The 17,397-nt window shown below is 67.1% G+C and carries 9 protein-coding genes; 2 read left to right on the top strand and 7 right to left on the bottom strand.

Annotated elements, in window-relative coordinates:
- Window positions 1-86: 86 nt before the first annotated feature.
- The 4 genes from CURTO8I2_RS02075 to CURTO8I2_RS02060 form a co-directional block, all read right to left on the bottom strand.
- Window positions 87-1,262, bottom strand: a complete 1,176-nt coding sequence (locus tag CURTO8I2_RS02075; protein ID WP_159678257.1) for an HlyD family type I secretion periplasmic adaptor subunit — start codon at window positions 1,260-1,262, stop codon at window positions 87-89.
- Entirely contained in the window at window positions 1,259-3,424 is a 2,166-nt protein-coding gene (locus CURTO8I2_RS02070) for a type I secretion system permease/ATPase (RefSeq protein ID WP_159678255.1), read from the bottom strand. The genes CURTO8I2_RS02075 and CURTO8I2_RS02070 overlap by 4 nt, the downstream gene beginning before the upstream one ends.
- A complete protein-coding gene (locus CURTO8I2_RS02065) occupies window positions 3,421-4,899 on the bottom strand; it encodes a TolC family protein (protein WP_159678253.1) in 1,479 nt (492 codons plus the stop codon). Before CURTO8I2_RS02065 ends, CURTO8I2_RS02070 begins: the two co-directional genes overlap by 4 nt.
- 97 nt (window positions 4,900-4,996) lie before the next feature.
- Window positions 4,997-9,139 (bottom strand): BapA/Bap/LapF family large adhesin, encoded by a 4,143-nt coding sequence (locus CURTO8I2_RS02060; RefSeq protein WP_201295461.1) that lies wholly within the window; start codon window positions 9,137-9,139, stop codon window positions 4,997-4,999.
- A 1,033-nt stretch (window positions 9,140-10,172) separates the two neighbouring features.
- Between CURTO8I2_RS02060 and CURTO8I2_RS02050 the strand changes: the two genes are divergently transcribed.
- Window positions 10,173-11,210, top strand: a complete 1,038-nt coding sequence (locus CURTO8I2_RS02050) for a LacI family DNA-binding transcriptional regulator (RefSeq protein ID WP_201295460.1) — start codon at window positions 10,173-10,175, stop codon at window positions 11,208-11,210.
- Window positions 11,211-11,379: 169 nt separating this feature from the next.
- Here CURTO8I2_RS02050 and CURTO8I2_RS02045 read toward each other — a convergent pair whose 3' ends face one another.
- The gene (locus CURTO8I2_RS02045) at window positions 11,380-13,113 is read right to left on the bottom strand and encodes an alpha-amylase family glycosyl hydrolase (RefSeq protein WP_159678248.1); all 1,734 of its coding nucleotides are present in this window, start codon (window positions 13,111-13,113) and stop codon (window positions 11,380-11,382) included.
- 22 nt (window positions 13,114-13,135) lie between these two features.
- Window positions 13,136-14,623 (bottom strand): MFS transporter, encoded by a 1,488-nt coding sequence (locus CURTO8I2_RS02040; RefSeq protein WP_159678246.1) that lies wholly within the window; start codon window positions 14,621-14,623, stop codon window positions 13,136-13,138.
- A gap of 198 nt (window positions 14,624-14,821) precedes the next feature.
- Between CURTO8I2_RS02040 and CURTO8I2_RS02035 the strand changes: the two genes are divergently transcribed.
- Window positions 14,822-16,438 (top strand): alpha-glucosidase family protein, encoded by a 1,617-nt coding sequence (locus CURTO8I2_RS02035; RefSeq protein ID WP_159678245.1) that lies wholly within the window; start codon window positions 14,822-14,824, stop codon window positions 16,436-16,438.
- 6 nt (window positions 16,439-16,444) lie between these two features.
- On the opposite strand, the gene CURTO8I2_RS02030 is transcribed toward CURTO8I2_RS02035, so the two are convergent.
- Window positions 16,445-17,377, bottom strand: a complete 933-nt coding sequence (locus CURTO8I2_RS02030) for an oxygenase MpaB family protein (RefSeq protein WP_159678243.1) — start codon at window positions 17,375-17,377, stop codon at window positions 16,445-16,447.
- Window positions 17,378-17,397: the final 20 nt, after the last annotated feature.

Raw genomic sequence — 17,397 nt, 5'->3', positions numbered from 1 at the left:
TGTCCATGAGCGCCCTGTCTCCGGAGGCCGACCGGTGATCCCGGCGAGGTCGGAATCTGCAGATCGTTCGGTACATCCCGGCCCACTCAGCGCTCTCGGAGCGCTTCTCCCGCCCGGTTCAAAGGCTTCATGAGGTAACTCATGATGGTCTTGCTGCCGGTATGGATGTCGGCCGTGGCCACCATCCCGGGAAAAATGCGGAACTGGCGCCCCGCGGCATTGAGCAGGTGATCGCGCTCGGTCCGGACGAACACCCGGTAGTAGTACACCTCAGGCTTCACCTCGTCCTGGATGGTGTCGGGAGAGATCATCGCCACCTCGCCTTCGAGGCCGCCATAGATGTGGTAGTCGTATGCGGTGATCTTCACTACGGCGCGCTGTCCCGGATGCAGGAATGCGACGTCGCGGGGCGACACCCGGGTCTCGATCAGCAGCTTGTCGTCGAGCGGCACGATTTCCATCAGTTTTCCGTTGGGGGGGATCACACCCCCCACCGTCGTGACCTCGACATTCTTCACGATGCCCTTGACCGGCGACACGATCGTCGAGCGCCTGAGTGCATCGCTGCGACCGCGGGTCACCGACTGGTATTCGAGAACCTGCGCGTTGGCCGTGGCCAGTTCCTCGCGCGCCGTCACCAGATACTGGGTTCGCAGGTCGGTCAGCTTGTTCTGCAGCTCATTGGCCTGTCGCCGCAGGCGCAGGAGTTCGACGTTGCTGGCCGCGCCCCGCGCTACAAGCGGCGCGGTCAGGCTGATCTCCTGTTGGATGAGCGCCAAGGCGCGCCCGAGCCCGGCCGTGGTTTCCTGGAGACTGTCGCGTCGCGATTGGTAGAGCGCGGTCTCGGCCTGGACCAGGCGAGGGTCCTCGCGGACTTCAGCAGGGAATTCCAGAGCGCCGCCACCGACCTCCGCCTGCAGTCGCGCCGCTTTGGCGAGCGTGGCCCGCATGCGCGATGCGCTTTCCTCGACCGTTGCCTCGGCGAGCGTGGGATCGAGATGGGCAAGGACCTGCCCAGGCTCCACCACGTCGCCCTCCCGCACGTGCAGGCGCGCCAGGATGCCGCCTTCGAGCGATTGCACCACCTGCTCCCGGGAGGTGGGTACCACCCGCCCGGTACCCGTGGTGACCTCGTCGAGTTCGAACGCGGCGGCCCAGGCGAGCAGGACGAGCAGGCAGGCGACGGTGGCCCACACCACTTTGGACGCAAACGGCGCGCGCGCGCGCGCCAACCCCGTACTTCCGCGCAGTTCACCGGTCATGACCGCGTCCCGCCCGCAGCCAAAGCACCGCGCGGCACACGGGTGGCCACAGGTCGCACCAGCACGTCGTCCTTGGGCCCATCGCGCACCACGCGCCCGTTCTCGAGCACCACAACCCGATCAACCCACTGCAGGACAGCCGGGCGATGCGTCGCGACCACCAATGTTCTCGGCGCGAGCCAGCCCGCCATGCTGTCAATAAAGCGGCGCTCGCTGGCCTCGTCGAGCCAGGCGGTAGGCTCGTCGAGCAACAGGACATTGGGCCCGCGCATCAGGGTGCGGGCCAGCAGCAGGGTCTGGCGTTGCCCGCCCGACAGCCCGTGCCCGCCCTCCTGCACCATGTAATCCAGACCCTCCGGCAACGAACGCACCACATCCGCCGCGCCACTGCGCGCAAGGGCCTTCAGCAGATCATCGTCGGTGGCGTGCGGCATGCCCATCGTCAGGTTATCGCGCAAGGTGCCGTAGAAGAGCGCCGCGTGCTGATTGAGGAGCGCGACGTCGCGACGCACGTCCATCGGATCGAGCACCGAACTCTTGACCTCGTCGAGCAGCACCTGCCCCGACTGCGGGAACTGCATCCCGGCCAACAGCTGCAGCAGCGTCGACTTTCCCGCGCCGTTTCGACCCAGCAACGCGACTTTCTCTCCGGCGGCGATCTCCAACCGCTTGATCTCGAGCGCTGGCCTGCCCGCCTCTGCGTAGGCGAACCGGACCTCGTTGAGGACATAGCGGCCGCGCAGCACCGGCCGATGCACGCGCAAGCTGCGTTCGGGCTGGTCGACGGGGCGCTTCATCAGTTCGTCCAGACCCTCGCGCGCCACCTTCGCCTGCTGCCAGCGCACCATGACGCCGGTCATCTGACCCAGCGGCGCGATCATGCGCGAGGCGAGCATCGAGCACGCCACCAGCACGCCCACCGACAGTTCGCCCGCCATGACCGCAAACGCGCCGACGAGGACCACGCAGGCATAGACCAGCTGCTGGACTTCCTGCGTCCAGGCGTTCAACGCACCGGTCAGGCGCCGGGTCCGCATGCCGATGCCGGCCGTGGTCTCGTTGAGGTGGTTCCACTGGTTCTGGAACCGCGGCTCGGCCCGCAACAACTTGATGTCGTCCATGTTCTGGACAGTCTCGACCAGCATCGCGCTACGGATCGACGACTCCCGCATGCCGGACCGAGACAGCCTTGCCAAGGGCCGCTGTGCCAGCAAGCCAGGAATCAGCAGCACCGGCAGCGCGGCCAGCGGGACCAGCACCAGATGCCCGCCGATCAGCCAGATCACGCCGAGGAACAATACGAAGAACGGCAGATCCGCAAGCGCGCCGATCGTCGTCGATGTCGTCAGCTCGCGAATCTGTTCCAGCTCGCGCAATTGCGCAACGAAACTGCCGGTGGACCGCGGACGGGCGTCATTGCGGATGCGCAGCGCATGCCCGAACACGCGATCGGAAATTCGCAGGTCCGCGCGTCGACCCACGAGATCGGTGATGTGAGTCCGCAATACGCGCATCAGGAATGCGAACGTCAACGCGATCAGCAGACCGCCGAACAGCACCCACAGAGTCGGCGCCGATTGGGCAGGCACGACCCGATCGTAGACCTGCATCGTGAACAGCATTCCCGCCAGCGTGAGCACGTTGGCGACCATCGAGGCGAGCATCACGTCCAGATAGCGTGGCCACTCCTTCAAGGCCTCTTTGAACAGCCAGTCCGACTGCCACGGTTTGATGTACTCGTCCACGCGCGCGTCGGGCACGGCCGACTGGGGCTTCGCCAGCAGCACGCGCCGCGTGCGTTGCAGGAGGTCTGCCTTGGTGAGTCGTGTGACCAGTCCATGCTCGCCGCTCAGGCGCACACTGACCTCGCCGTCGCTGTCGATCTGCTCCAGCACCCCCACCTGGCCATCGCCGAGGTCGACGATCATCGGCAGCCGCCAAGGGTCGAGCATGACCGGAACCAGGCGGTCGATGACGGCCACCAGCCCAAGCTGACGCGCCATGTGCTCGATCACATCGTCGAGACTGTCGGCGTCGGCGCGCCACTCCGCCTCCACCCGCACACGCTCTTCGGAACCGTCGAGCCGGTAGTGGCGCGAGACGGCGATCAGCGCGTCCAGCCATGGCAGATGATCGAAAGGTTCACGCGGCGGCGTAGTCAAAAGGTTGCTCCTGAGGCCCCTGTCCAATCGCGCTCCGCAGCCGACTGCAGACCGAACGCCGCGCGTGCAGCACCGCTGGCCAACAAATAATCCAGCTGGGCGAGCCACAGATCGTGGCGGGCGTTGTGAAGATCTTCGGTGGATTGACCGATCTCCTGCTCGGCGTTGAGCAGGTCCAGCACATTACGGGTGCCAAGCGCCAGGTACTGGTCCCAATAGAGCTCGCGTGTCTCGACGATGCTCGTCACACGTCGCTCAAGCACTTCGATGCGTTCCGCCAGGCCTTCGATGCGCGCCTGATGGGTGCGCAGCGCATCGAGGGCCTGTAAACGCTCGGTGCGCAGCTGCTCGTCGGCGAGCTCCAACGCACTTGCGCTCGCCCGCGCCCGGGCTCCGGTCGCGCCGCCCTGGTAGAGATCGCTGCGGACGGCGATCAGGGCGTTGTTGTAGGTCCGTCGTCCGTAGATGCCCTCGTAGCGTTCTCCGGCCGCGCCCAACCGATGGTTGGCGTTCGCTTCAAGGCTGATGGTGGGATAGCGCTGGGCACGTGCCAGGCGCAATAGTGCTTCCGCCTCGGCGCGCTGCGCACGCGCGACATGGATCGCGGGCAAGGCATCGACATCGACATCGATCGTCGTTGACCCCTGCTCAAGCAATGCACCCGGGCCTGCCGAGACCGGTCGCATTGCGTCCGCTCCGATGTAAGTCTGCAATCGAATGCGCCATTGGTCGATCTGCGCACGCGCGGTGGACTGCTTGGCCTCGACGGCCTCGATCCGCGCGCGCGCCTGCAAGGGATCGCTGCGCGTAGCGGCGCCGGCTTCGGCGCGCAGACGGGTGATTTCCTCGACCCGCCCCAACGCTTCGGTCTGGTCCGCGAACCTATCGAGCAGACCTTCATGGCGATGGATCTCGATCAGCGCCTGACCGGTCTGTTCGATCACGCTGTCGATCGCGATCAGCAATTCGGCCCGCTCGCGCTCGCCAGCCGCGCGCTCGCGCGCGACTGCGCTGCGGGTTTTGCCAAAGTCGTACAGCATCTGCGACACCCCCACGGTCGCGACCTGCCCGGTTCCGAACTCGCCCTGCTGCCCGCTGGTGATCTCGGCCTGCACGCGCGGGAGATAGCCGGCGCGCGCCGCGGCCTCCAGGCTGGTCTGCTGGTCGATCGCCGACCGCGCGCCCGCAATTGCGGGAAAGCGCTCGACCGCCAACTGCACCGTTTCCCGCCAGTCCAGTGGCACGCCGGCGCCCATGTGCGCCTCCGCATCCGGCTGCCAGCCAGGCGGTCGTGCTGCGAGCATTGCGACGGGCGCCCGCAGAGCAACGGGTTTGGATTCGACAGGGTTGCCTGCCTGCGCGACTGCCGGGGCGGCGCTCGCCAGAACGGGCGCCGCCGCCATCAGCGTCCACACCAGGGCGCCGCGCACACCGAGAGCCGCCTGAGTCAAACGATGCTCCGCATCGGCAGGCACCTGTCGCACCGCCCGCCCCGATGGGCGTGCCGGCCCGTTAAACCAAGCCGGCACACGTTTCCCATATCGGACAGGACGTCGAACATCCAGCGCGGCTTCAAAGTGCGCTGGTCGTCTGTTGCGCCAGAAGCGTGTCGGTCTCGTCCTCCTGTCGAAGCGGAACGCCATACTCGGCCTCCCACATCGGCGCATGATGGAGACCGCCGACCTGCGGCACATCCAACGCAATCACCTCCCCACCCTCGCCTCGTACGAGAATCGGCGCTTCGTACGCCATCGCGCCGAACAGGGCGGATGCATCGAACTCTCCCGACACCGCATCGTTCCCGGCATCCGAATCGACCTGCGCATCTTCGATCGCCATCGTCTCGAGATCGAAGCTTTCGACAACGGAATTCACGCCTGCGCCGCCCGGCTCTACGGTGACCACGAGCTCACCTTGCGCGACCTGCCCCGTAGGATGCAGCAGCCGGTACTCGAAGGATTCCGAGACGGGTGCACCGAAGAAGCTGCTGTTCCCGTCAGGGGTATAGACATAACTTCCGCCTGCATCCACGTTCAGCGCGCCGTACTGCCCCTGGATCGAGACCGTTGTGCCCGCCGGCACATCGACATAGCCGCCTGCCGCATTGTCGAACACCTGCAGCTGGGTGAAGCCCGACCCTGGCATGTCGTTGGCCAACACGTTTCCGGTTGCGGCATCGACGCCGGCCACTTCGAACTGGTCGAGATAGGTGGCGTTGACATCGATACTGACGTTCGCGTTGAGGCCCACGACGCCGCCCACTGTGGCGCGGAACCGGTAGGTGCCGGCGCCGAGGTCGAGCGCCGCGAGATCTATTTCTGCTGCCGTCCCGACCACACCGAGCAGCAGGTTGTACGTCACGACATCGCCCACATTGACCCAGGCACCTGTCGTCGTCTGCTGCTGGAGCACCAGTGATCCATTCGATGCCAGGGCCACCAGCAGATTGATGCTCGCCGTACCAGACACCTCCATGCTGTCGGACACGCTGAAGGTCTGGCTGACGTAGGTCCGGCTCGGATTGATCAGCGTCAACGCCAGATTGGCGCTGTCGTCATAGAGATCGCCGGTGACATTCGCAAATTCCACGCCGGCTGCACCCGCGTCGCCGATCGCCCCAAAATCGAACGTCGCCGGCGCACCCGGATTCGCGTCGTCCCAGGTCAGATCCACATCGCTACTGTCGATGCGGACGAACAGAGTGGCCGATGACGTGTTGCCGGTTACCGGATCGAACAACGTGTATACGAACTGATCGACCTGCCCGATGTTCGCGACCGCCTCGTTCGGTACGTAGGTATAGGCGCCACTCGCATCGATTTGCAGCACGCCGTACTGGCCGACGATTTCCACCGTTCCGTCGACGACCTGGCCATTGACACTCTGCACGACTGTCGTGGACGTGACGACATCCCCGCCGCCGTCAGTGACGACGTTACCGCTGATGGCATCACCAACCACGTCGGCAATGATGGTGAAATCAGACTCGATGCCACCCACCGACAAGGCGCCCAGCAGTCCAACCCCTACGCCATTGAAGGTCATGAACGCTCGGTATTCACCAGGGCCGAGGTCAGGGGCTTCCGCCTGTGCATTGCCCGTCAGCAGGTTGAGTTCTAGCAGGGTAGCCTGGTCGTTTCCGTCGACACCCGTCCACTGTGTGCCGTCCCAGCGCTGGACAACCACTTGGTAATTGCCCAGTACGCCCGCCGTGAGCAGGGCGCTGTAGTCGAAGACCGCGTCCAGTTCGCGTCCCTGTCCCACAGAGAACGACACACTTTCTGTACCGAGCACGGTTGCCTGCAGGTTCAGTCCGCTGAGCGACACCAGCAACAGGTATGCCGCCGACCCGAGCGCGACGTTCTGGGTCGCGGGCACGATATCGAGGTTGGCCGATGCGATGTCGTCGTACGCGATGATGTTGTCGGAAACGTTCGGCGCATTGATCAGGGTCGGATCCGACACGTTCCCCGCAGGATCGGTCGCGGTGACGGACAGCCGCTCGCCTCCGGTCAGCGGCGGATCGAGGACGATGGCGTAGCCGCCGTCTGGACCGGCGACGGCGGTACCGAGCACTGTGCCATCGGCATCACGTACCGTGACAGTCGAATTCTCCTCGGCCTGGCCACTGACCGTGTCGCCTGCCGCGTTGATCATCGCGGTGGGCGCATCAGGCGCTTCAACGTCCAGGTCAGGGGCTGTCAGCAGCGTCGGATCCGAAACATTGCCCGCGGCATCGACCGCCGTTACCGAAAGTTGCTCGCCTGCGGTGAGCGGCGGATCGAGCGTGATCGTGTAGAAGCCGCCGGTGCCGGCGATGCCGGAGCCCAGCAGGTTGCCGTCCAGATCACGCACTTCGACCGTCGAGCCGATCTCGGCCTGGCCGCTGACGGTATCGCCCGTATCGTTGATCGCGGCAGTCGGTGCAGCAGGTGCTTCAACGTCAGTCAGATCCGGAGCGGTCAACAGCGTCGGATCCGAGACATTGCCTGCGGCGTCGACCGCCGTCACCGAAAGCTGCTCGCCCGCAGTGAGCGGCGGATCGAGCGTGATCGTATAGAAGCCACCGGTGCCGGCGACGCCGGAGCCCAGCAGCGTCCCGTCGATGTCCCGCACTTCAACGGTCGCACCGATCTCGGCCTGGCCGCTGACGGTGTCGCCCGTATCGTTGATCGCGGCGGTCGGTGCAGCAGGTGCTTCCACGTCCGTGAGATCCGGGGCGGTCAACAGCGTCGGATCCGAGACATTGCCTGCGGCATCGACTGCCGTCACCGAAAGCTGCTCGCCCGCGGTGAGTGGCGGATCGAGCGTGATCGTGTAGAAGCCGCCGGTGCCGGCGACGCCAGAGCCCAGCAGCGTCCCGTTGAGGTCCCGCACTTCAACGGTCGCACCGATCTCGGCGTGGCCGCTGACGATATCGCCCGTATCGTTGATCGCGGCGGTCGGTGCAGCAGGTGCTTCAACGTCCGTCAGATCCGGGGCGGTCAACAGCGTCGGATCCGAGACATTGCCAGCGGCATCGACTGCCGTCACCGAAAGCTGCTCGCCCGCGGTGAGCGGCGGATCGAGCGTGATCGTGTAGAAGCCGCCGGTGCCGGCGACGCCAGAGCCCAAGAGGTTTCCGTCCGGATCGCGCACTTCGACCGTTGCACCGATCTCGGCCTGGCCAGTCACGGTATCGCCCGTGCCGTTGATTACCGCAGTCGGTGCAGCCGGTGCTTCGACGTCGGCAAGGTCCGGCGCAAAGATGGTGGTCGGAAATGACTCGCCCACGGCGTTGGACGCCGTCACGGACAATTGCTCGCCCGCAATCAGCGGCGGATCCAACGGAATAGCGTAATCCCCGTTGGAGTCAGCCTCGACGCTGCCCAGCACGTTGCCGTCAGCGTCGTAAACCGTCACCGTCGCGCCTGCTTCGGCAGAGCCACTTACAGCATCGCCATTCGCGCTGACAGCAGCGATTGGAGAGGCGGGGACGTCTTCATTCCCGAAATCGGGCGCGGTGACCGACGTCGGGCCGGACTCGTTCCCTGCCGCATCCGTGGCAGTGACCATCAGTACCTCACCGGCGACAAGCGGCGGCGCAAGAGGAACTGTGAAGCGCCCATTGGTGCCAGCCACCCCGGTGCCAACGAGGTTGCCATCGGCATCAAAAACATTGACGGTGGCACCGGCCTCGGCGGTGCCGACCACCGCGTCGCCGCCCGGCGTCACGGCCGCGATCGGAGGCTCGGGTGCGATGTTGTCCGTCAGGTCCGGTGCGGTCAGGGAGATCGGCGCCGACTCGTTGCCGGCGGCGTCGGTTGCGGTCACCGTCAGTTGCTCGCCTGCGGTGAGCGCCGGATCGAGCGTGATCGTGTAGCGGCCGTCGGTGCCTGCCACCCCGGTGCCGATGATCGCGCCGCCCGCGTCGAACACGTTGACCGTCGCGCCGATCTCCGCCGTGCCGCTCACCGTATCGCCTGTGGCGTTGATCACCGCCGTCGGTGCGTCGGGAGCCTCGTTGTCCGTCAGGTCCGGTGCGGTCAGGGAGATCGGCGCCGACTCGTTGCCGGCGGCGTCGGTTGCGGTCACCGTCAGTTGCTCGCCTGCGGTGAGCGCCGGATCGAGCGTGATCGTGTAGCGGCCGTCGGTGCCTGCCACCCCGGTGCCGATGATCGCGCCGCCCGCGTCGAACACGTTGACCGTCGCGCCGATCTCCGCCGTGCCGCTCACCGTATCGCCTGTGGNCGGGGAGTCGGGGTCGGCGGGGTCGGTACGCCACCGGAACCGCCGCCACCGCCACCGCCACCGCCGCCGCCCGCCGCGGCGGCGCCCAATGCAAGAGCGCCCAGGCCGATGCCGAGCGCGAGGCCCGAGACGCCGGTATCTTGCGTCGTTGCGACAGCGGCAGCATCCGACGCATTCAGCGCCGACGCGACAGGAATCGTCTCCTCTCCGACGAGCAGGTAGCCACCGGTTTCGGGATCGGTCCGCAGCCACCACTGACCGCCACCTTCGTCCTCGATCACCAGTTCGCTCAGCGTGCCGTCCTCGTCATAGGCGTAGTAATTAGAGACGAGGATCTGCGTGCCGTCGTCGAGCACGATCAGCAGATCGCGGCCGTCAACGCCTGCGCGCGAGATGGTGCTGACCCTGCCCGGGTCAAGCTTCAGACTCACGGTGGAGGCCGCATCGAGCACGATCGGCTCGCCAGCTGCTACATCCCGTGTCGCTCCCGTTGCCTTCTCCACTACCGTCGCGGTACCGACCATGTCTTACTCCCTGTCTGGTGTGTACAAATCAGGCTTTAGTGGCGGTGCTCGTAAGCGCTTCATCCAGATCGTTGCAATCCGTACCGCCCCCTGTTCGAACTCGTTTATATCGAGCAGATCCGATCGAACACATGATGAAACGCACAGAATTCCTGTGACGCGCGCATTTTGAGAAAATTCTCAACCCTTCCTGTCGCAGGCGCCTGCCCGAAACTCCCGATCTCTCCAGACGCGCGGAAAGGCTGTACACCATCCGGTTGCTGGGAAAGCGGAGAAGGCTGCTTCAGACTCCGCGTGACGGGCGAGATCCAAGACGTCCGGCCTGGCATCTGCGTCGGTGCCGTCCTTTGCCCGGGCGTCGTATGCGGCGTCGGGCATCGCGTTCAGACGTGCGCGCCTGATTCTTCTGGTCACGCGCATTGCGACCGCGCTGGCCAACACGCCTTCTTGCTTCAAGTGCTCCTCCACCCTCCCGCATTTCCCGAATCGGACCGATGACGATCAAAGGCAAACCGACGTCTCTGGACATCGCCCACCTCGCCGGGGTCTCCCAGCCCACGGTGTCGCGGGCGCTGCGCGGGCATCCTTCGGTCAACCGCGAGACCCGCGAGCGGATTCTCGCGATCGCGCGCGAGCTCAATTACAAGGTCGACAAGAACGCGTCCAACCTGCGCCGCCAGCAGTCCGGCACGCTGGCGCTGTTGCTGTTCGAGGATCCGACCAGCGACCAGTCGCACATCAATCCGTTCTTTCTGCCGATGCTCGGCTCGATCACCCGCGCCTGCGCACGGCACGGCCAGGACCTGCTGATCTCGTTCCAGCAGCTCTCCGACGACTGGCACGCCGATTACGGCGACAGCCACAAGGCCGACGGGCTGATCCTGCTCGGTTACGGCGACTATCTCGCCTACCAGGGCAAGCTGCGCACGCTGGTCGAACAGGGCACGCAGTTCGTGCGCTGGGGCGCGGTGCTGCCCGACCAGCCAGGCATCTCCATCGGCTGCGACAATGCCGGCGGCGGCGCGCTGATCGGTGCGCATCTCGCCGACCTCGGCCATCGACGCATCGCGTTTCTCGGCGACGCATCGAGTCGCTACCCGGAATTCCTCGACCGGTGGCTGGGCTGCGAATCCGCGCTGCAGGCGCGCGGCCTGCCGATGGAACGGGCGCTGCAGGTGGATGCGGAAAGCGCCGAGGATTCGGGACACGCCGCGGCGACCGAACTGCTGCGCCGCGGCCTGCCGTTCGATGCGGTGTTCGCGGCCAGCGATCTCATCGCGATCGGCGCGATGCACGCGTTCGCCGAGCACGGCCTGCGGATGCCCGAGGACATCGCGATCGCCGGGTTCGACGACATTCCCGCCGCGCGCATGACCACGCCGGCGCTGACGACGGTCGTCCAGGACACGTTGAAGGCCGGCGAACTGCTGGTCGACACCCTGATGCGGCTGGTCGTCGGCGATGCCGCGGAAAGCCTGCGGATGCCGACGTCGCTGGTCGTGCGTGAGTCGACCGGCCGGCGTCCTCTGTAGACGCGCGCCTGCAGACACATCTCAGTATTTCGCCGTCACCGGACCTGTGGCTTCGGGCGCCTGCAGGCGTCTGGAATCAGCCGGTCGGTTGCCGTCGGGCAGTCGCCTCTGCAGGAGCGCGCTGACGCGCGACGGGCGCATCGCGCGCGAACGTGCGCCTACGCGATGGTCATTTCGCGCCGGGGCCGCCGAGACGTCCGGCCATCAATCCCTGCAGGCGTTCGCGCAGGGCCGCGGACACGGCGACATCGTCGCGCAGCAGGACCCGCACGCCGTGCCCAGGCACGTCGAGCGAGACGCCCTCTTCGACCGCCACCGGAACGCCGCCGAACGCATCGCGCCAGTCGCCATCGGCGATCTGCGCCGCGTCCAGCGTGGCGCGCCATGGCGCGTCGCCCTTGTTGAGCAGCACCAATGCGGTCTGCTGCGTGTCGCCATCGTCGAGCACGCGATAGAACGCCGCGTGGTCACCCTCGAGGTCGAGCACCAGCTGCAGGCCGCGCTGCAGCGCGGGCGTGTCACGGCGCAGGGTGGCGATGCGGGTCAGCGCGGCGTGGATCGGGCTCTGCGCGCCGGCGTCGACGCGCGCCTGGCCGTAGTAGCCGCGATTGCCGGCATGTTCCCCGCGGCCGCGCATGAAGCCGGTTTCCGAGCCGTAGTAGACGACCGGAATGCCGCGGGCGGTGAACAGCCAGTGGTGCGCGTCGATGAAGCCGGTATCGCTGGCCGCCATGCGTGGCATGTCGTGGTTGTCGTAGAACGTCGCCAGATCGTAGGGGTTGGCGTACGGCCCGCGCTCGAGATGCAGCGCCGGCGCGAGACGCTCGAAACCGGCATCGCCGGCGAACACCGCGTCCATCGCCTGCTTCATCGGAAAGTCGAGCACGCTGACCCCGCCGTTGCGCGCCCAGGTGTGCTCGGCGATCTTGTCGGCGTTGTAGTCGAAGGCTTCGCCGAACATGAAAAAACTGGGATGCTGGCCGCGGATGCGGTCTGCGAAGCGCTTCCAGAACGCATGCGGCATCCAGGCGATGGTGTCGATGCGGAACGCGTCGGCGCCCTGCCCGATCCATTGCTCGTAGGCGCCCGCCAGGTACTCGAACACTGCCGGATTGGCGGCGTCGAAATCGGAGAGCTGGGCGAGGTTGCCGTCGAAGATCGAACCGTCCTTGGCATCGACCACGCCGGTCGCGTTGTAGAACGCATGCAGCGGGTTGCCCTTGGGGTCGAGCTGCTGCGGCGGCAGGTTCTGGTGGTCGGCGATCAGTTTTCCGTCCGCGTCGAAGATCTGGCCGAAACCGGGCTGTGGCTCGGGCATCGTCCACGACGGCGCACCATGGTTGCCGACGATGTCGAGCACGGTCTTCAATCCGGCGGCGCGCATGCCGTCGGTGAAACCGCGGAAATCGAGGTCGGCGCTGGGCAGATGCTCGTCGACCTTGTAAAAGTTCGTGCCCCAGTACCCGTGGTAGCCGGTCTTGCCGCGATCGGTCAGCGAACTGCCGCAGGCGACCGGATCGCCCCCGGTGAACGCCTCGTCCGGGTTGGCCACGATCGGCGTGATCCACACCGCACCGAAGCCCATGTCGCGGATGTAGCCGGCGTTGTCGAGCACGCCGCGGAAGTCACCACCGAGATAGCCGATGTTGCCGTCGATGCCGTCGGGGCAACGCACGGGAATGTCGAACGTGCGATGCGCGCCGCCCTGGTCGCGTTGATCGTTGGACGTGTCGCCGTTGACGAAGCGGTCGGTGACGACGAAATACACCGCGTGCGCGGCGAAGGGCTCGCGCGTGCCGTACAGGCCGTCTCCGTCGGCCGCCTGCCCCGCCCGGACAGCGCCTGCGGAACTGCAGCCCGCACACAGCAGCGCGGCAACGGCGACGGTCAAGGCTCGGGTCATGCGGACACTCCTGTAATGATGGTCATCGCGTCGCCTGTTCCGACAGCGGCCGCGACACGCGCAGGGCGAACAGGCCGGCGATCGCCAGGCTCACGCCGCCGAGCATCAGCACGCGCATCGGCGCGCCGCCGAACACATGGCCGAGCAGGAAGCCCAGCGTGCTCACCGCGACCAGCTGCGGGATGACGATGAAGAAATTGAAGATGCCCATGTACACGCCCATCTTGTGCGCGGGCAGGCTGTCGGAGAGCAGCGCATACGGCAGCGAGAGGATCGAGGCCCAGGCGAAGCCGACGCCGGCCATCGACAGCAGCAGCCATTGCGGATCGCGGATGAAGGCGATCGACACCAGGCCCGCGCCGCCCAGCCACAGGTTCACCAGATGCGTCATGCGCAGGCCGAGGCGGCGCGCCATCCACGGAATCGCCACGGCGGCGACCGCGGCAAAGCCGTTGTAGGCGGCGAACAGCACGCCCACCCAGTTCGCGCCCTCGTTGTAGGCGGCCGACTGCGGGTCGGTGGTGCCGTAGTGGGTCTGCGCGACGGCGGCGGTGGTGTAGATCCACATCGCGAACAGACCGAACCACGAGAAGAACTGCACCACGGCAAGCTGGCGCATGGTGGTCGGCATTGCATGCAGGTCACCGGCGATCGCGGCGATCATGCCGTGGCCCCGCACCGCCGCGACCTGTCGCAGCACGCCGTAGGCCAGCGGCAGCCCCGCCAGCACGTAGAGCATGCGGTCCCAGCCCATGGCCCACACGAGCGCCACGCCGGCGATGCCGACCAGCAGCCACGGCAGGGCGCCGAGCGCCGAGGGCACGGGCACCTCGCCTCCCGCGACCGTACCGGGCGGATGCGCATCGTCGAATGCGGCCAGCGCCTCGGGCGGATACTCACGCGTGCGCAGCACGGTCCACAGCACGGCGCCCAGCAGCACCGCGCCGCCGAAGTAGAACGCATACCGCACGGTGTCGGGCACTTCGCCGGGGCCCGCGGTATTGGCGACGCCGAACTTCGCCAGCACGAACGGCAAGGCGCTGGCGACGACCGAACCCACGCCGATGAAAAAACTCTGCATCGCATAGCCAGTCGGCCGTTGCTTCGGCGCAAGCTGGTCACCGACGAAGGCGCGGAACGGCTCCATCGACACGTTGAGCGAGGCGTCGAGCACCCACAGCGTGCCGGCCGCGATCCACAGTTCGGGCGAGTTCGGCATCACCAGCAGCGCCGCGGTCGAGAACACCGCGCCCCACAGGAAATACGGACGGCGACGGCCAAGGCGCGTCCAGGTGCGGTCGGAGAAATAGCCGATCACCGGCTGCACCAGCAGGCCGGTCAGCGGCGCGGCGATCCACAGACCCGGCACCTGTTCCATGTCCGCGCCGAGCGTCTGGAAGATGCGGCTGACATTGGCGTTCTGCAGGGCGAATCCGAACTGGATGCCCAGAAAGCCGAAACACATGTTCCAGATCTGCCAGAACGACAGCTGCGGTTTCGCGTTGCGCATGTGCTGCGACTCCCCTCCCAAGGACCGCTGCGTCGCACCAACGCCGGTGCGTGCATGGCTGCATGGTAACGAGCGTGTCGCGACGCGCCGCGAGCTGCATACGTATTCATCGCATGCAGGCGCATCGCGCGCTTTCGCCGGCGCCGTGCGATGCACTACTTTCGCTGCGCGCCCGGCCGGCGCGAGACGAGAGCGGCGATGAGCGAAAGTCCCTGGTGGCGCGGCGCGGTGATCTACCAGATCTATCCGCGCAGCTTCATGGACAGCGATGGCGATGGCGTGGGCGACCTGCCCGGCATCATCGCGCGCCTCGACCACGTCGCCTCGCTCGGCGTCGACGCGATCTGGGTGTCGCCGTTCTTCCGCTCGCCGATGGAAGACTTCGGCTACGACATCGCCGACCAGTGCGACGTCGACCCGATGTTCGGCACGCTGGCCGACTTCGACGCACTGCTGGCCAAGGCGCATGCGCTGGGCCTGAAGGTGATGATCGACCAGGTCTTCAGCCACACCTCGAACGCGCACGACTGGTTCCGCGAAAGTCGCGAGTCGCGCGACAACGCCAAGGCCGACTGGTACGTGTGGGCGGACGCGAAGCCCGACGGCACGCCACCCAACAACTGGCTGTCGATCTTCGGCGGCCCGGCCTGGAAGTGGGAACCGCGGCGCCGGCAGTACTACCTGCACAACTTCCTGTCGAGCCAGCCCGACCTCAATTTCCACAATCCCGAGGTGCAGCAGGCGACGCTCGACTACGTGCGCTTCTGGCTCGACCGCGGCGTCGACGGCTTCCGGCTCGATTCGATCAACTTCTGTTTCCACGATGCGCAGCTGCGCGACAACCCGCCCAAGCCCGAAGCCCTGCGCATCGGCCGCGGTTTCTCGCCCGACAATCCGTACGCGTTCCAGTACCACCACTACAACAACACGCAGCCGGAGAACATCGGCTTCATCGAACGCCTGCGCGTGCTGATGGACGGCTACACCGACGTCGCTGCGCTCGGCGAGATCTCGTCGGAGGATTCGCTGGCCACCACCGCCGAATACACCGGGCCCGGCCGCCTGCACATGGGCTACAGCTTCGAGCTGCTGGTCGAGGACTTCAGCGCCGGCTACATCCGCGACACCGTGCAGCGGCTCGAAAGCGCGATGGACGGCTGGCCGTGCTGGGCGATCTCCAATCACGACGTGGTGCGCGCGGTCACGCGCTGGGGCGGCGGCGACGCCGGCGCGGCGTTCGCGATCCAGATGATCGCGCTGGTCTGCACGCTGCGTGGCTCGGTGTGCCTCTACCAGGGCGAGGAACTGGGTCTGACCGAAGCGGACGTGCCGTTCGAGGCGCTGCGGGACCCTTACGGCATCACGTTCTGGCCGAACTTCAAGGGCCGCGACGGCTGCCGCACGCCGATGCCGTGGACCGCCGATGCCGACGCCGGTTTCTCCACCGGCACGCCCTGGCTGCCGATCCCCGACGCGCACCACGCGATGAGCGTCGCGGCGCAGGAGGCCGATGCGGACTCCGTGCTCGCCCATGCCCGCCGCTTCCTGCAGTGGCGCCGCACGCAGCCCGCGCTGCGCACCGGCAGCATCACCTTCCTCGATACGCCCGAGCCGGTGCTGGCCTTCGTGCGCGCGCAGGACGGCGTGCAGGTGCTGGTCGCGTTCAATCTGTCGGCATCACCGGTCGAATGGCGTCTCACGCAGACCGCGCGCCCGCTGGCAGGCCATGGCCTGCCGATGGGCGAGCTGCACGACGGCGCACTGCGTCTGCCTGCGCACGGCGTGTACGTCGCGACGCTGGACGCCGTCGACTGAGCGGGTTCAACCGTCGGACGTCGGCGCCTGCGGCCACGTGCGCAGGATGGACGGCGACATCCCGACACGTCTGCAGGCGCGCGCGCCTGCGCCGTCCGGCAATGCGATGTGGAACAGCGGCGCCAGGCCGCGCAGGGCCCGGGCGCACGCGCGGTGCCGGGCACGCTGCAGCGTCGTGATGCCGAGCATGCGCTCCGCCCAGGGCGGCAGCAGCGCCGCGCCCGCCCCGAGAAAGAGGCCGCGCGACAGGGCCGCACCGGGGACCGGCAGGCGGATCTGCGCCAGCACCTCGAGCACTTCCCGCGCGCGGTCGTCGTAACGCAACGCGGGCCGCATCGCGTCGAAGTACGCGGCCATGGCGGCGCGGTCGGCAGGTATCTCGACCGCCCCCAGCGCGGCGGCCACGCGATCGCCCTCGGCGTAATAGCGGTCCTGCGCCCAGGCCGGCGTCTCGACGCCGGAATACGCGCGGAAGCCCTGCAGGAACGCGTAGGCCTCGCTGGCATGCACCCACGACAGCAGGGCCGGATCGTCTGCCGCATACAGCAGACCGTCTGCGGTCGTGCCGCGGACATGCGCGTGGATGGCGCGCACGCGCCCTATCAGCCGGTCGGCCTGCGCAGTGCCGGCGAACGACGTGCCGGCGACGAACCCGGTGGTGCGGCGCAGACGTCCGACGAGATCATTGCGGAAATCCGAGTGGTCCCAGACACCGGCCAGCACCTGCGGATGCAAGGCCTGCAGCATCAGCGCGCAGAGACCACCGGCGAGCATGCCGGGGAAATCCGCATGCACCCGCCAGGTCGCGCTGTCGGGTCCGAACAGACCGGGATCGCCAGGCGGCGCGTCGTAATCGATGCCGCTCGCCCCGCGCGGGAACACGCCCAGCACCCAGTGGCGCAGCGCGGCGGCGAGGGGTGCGGTCAAGGGCCTGGGCATGTCGCGATGCTAGCCGAGGC

Origin of the sequence: Luteimonas sp. 9C (genome assembly GCF_902506295.1) — a bacterium.
GTDB lineage: Bacteria > Pseudomonadota > Gammaproteobacteria > Xanthomonadales > Xanthomonadaceae > Luteimonas.
Note: the sequence above shows the minus strand (reverse complement) of the source record. Positions and strands in the feature narration are given on the sequence as shown.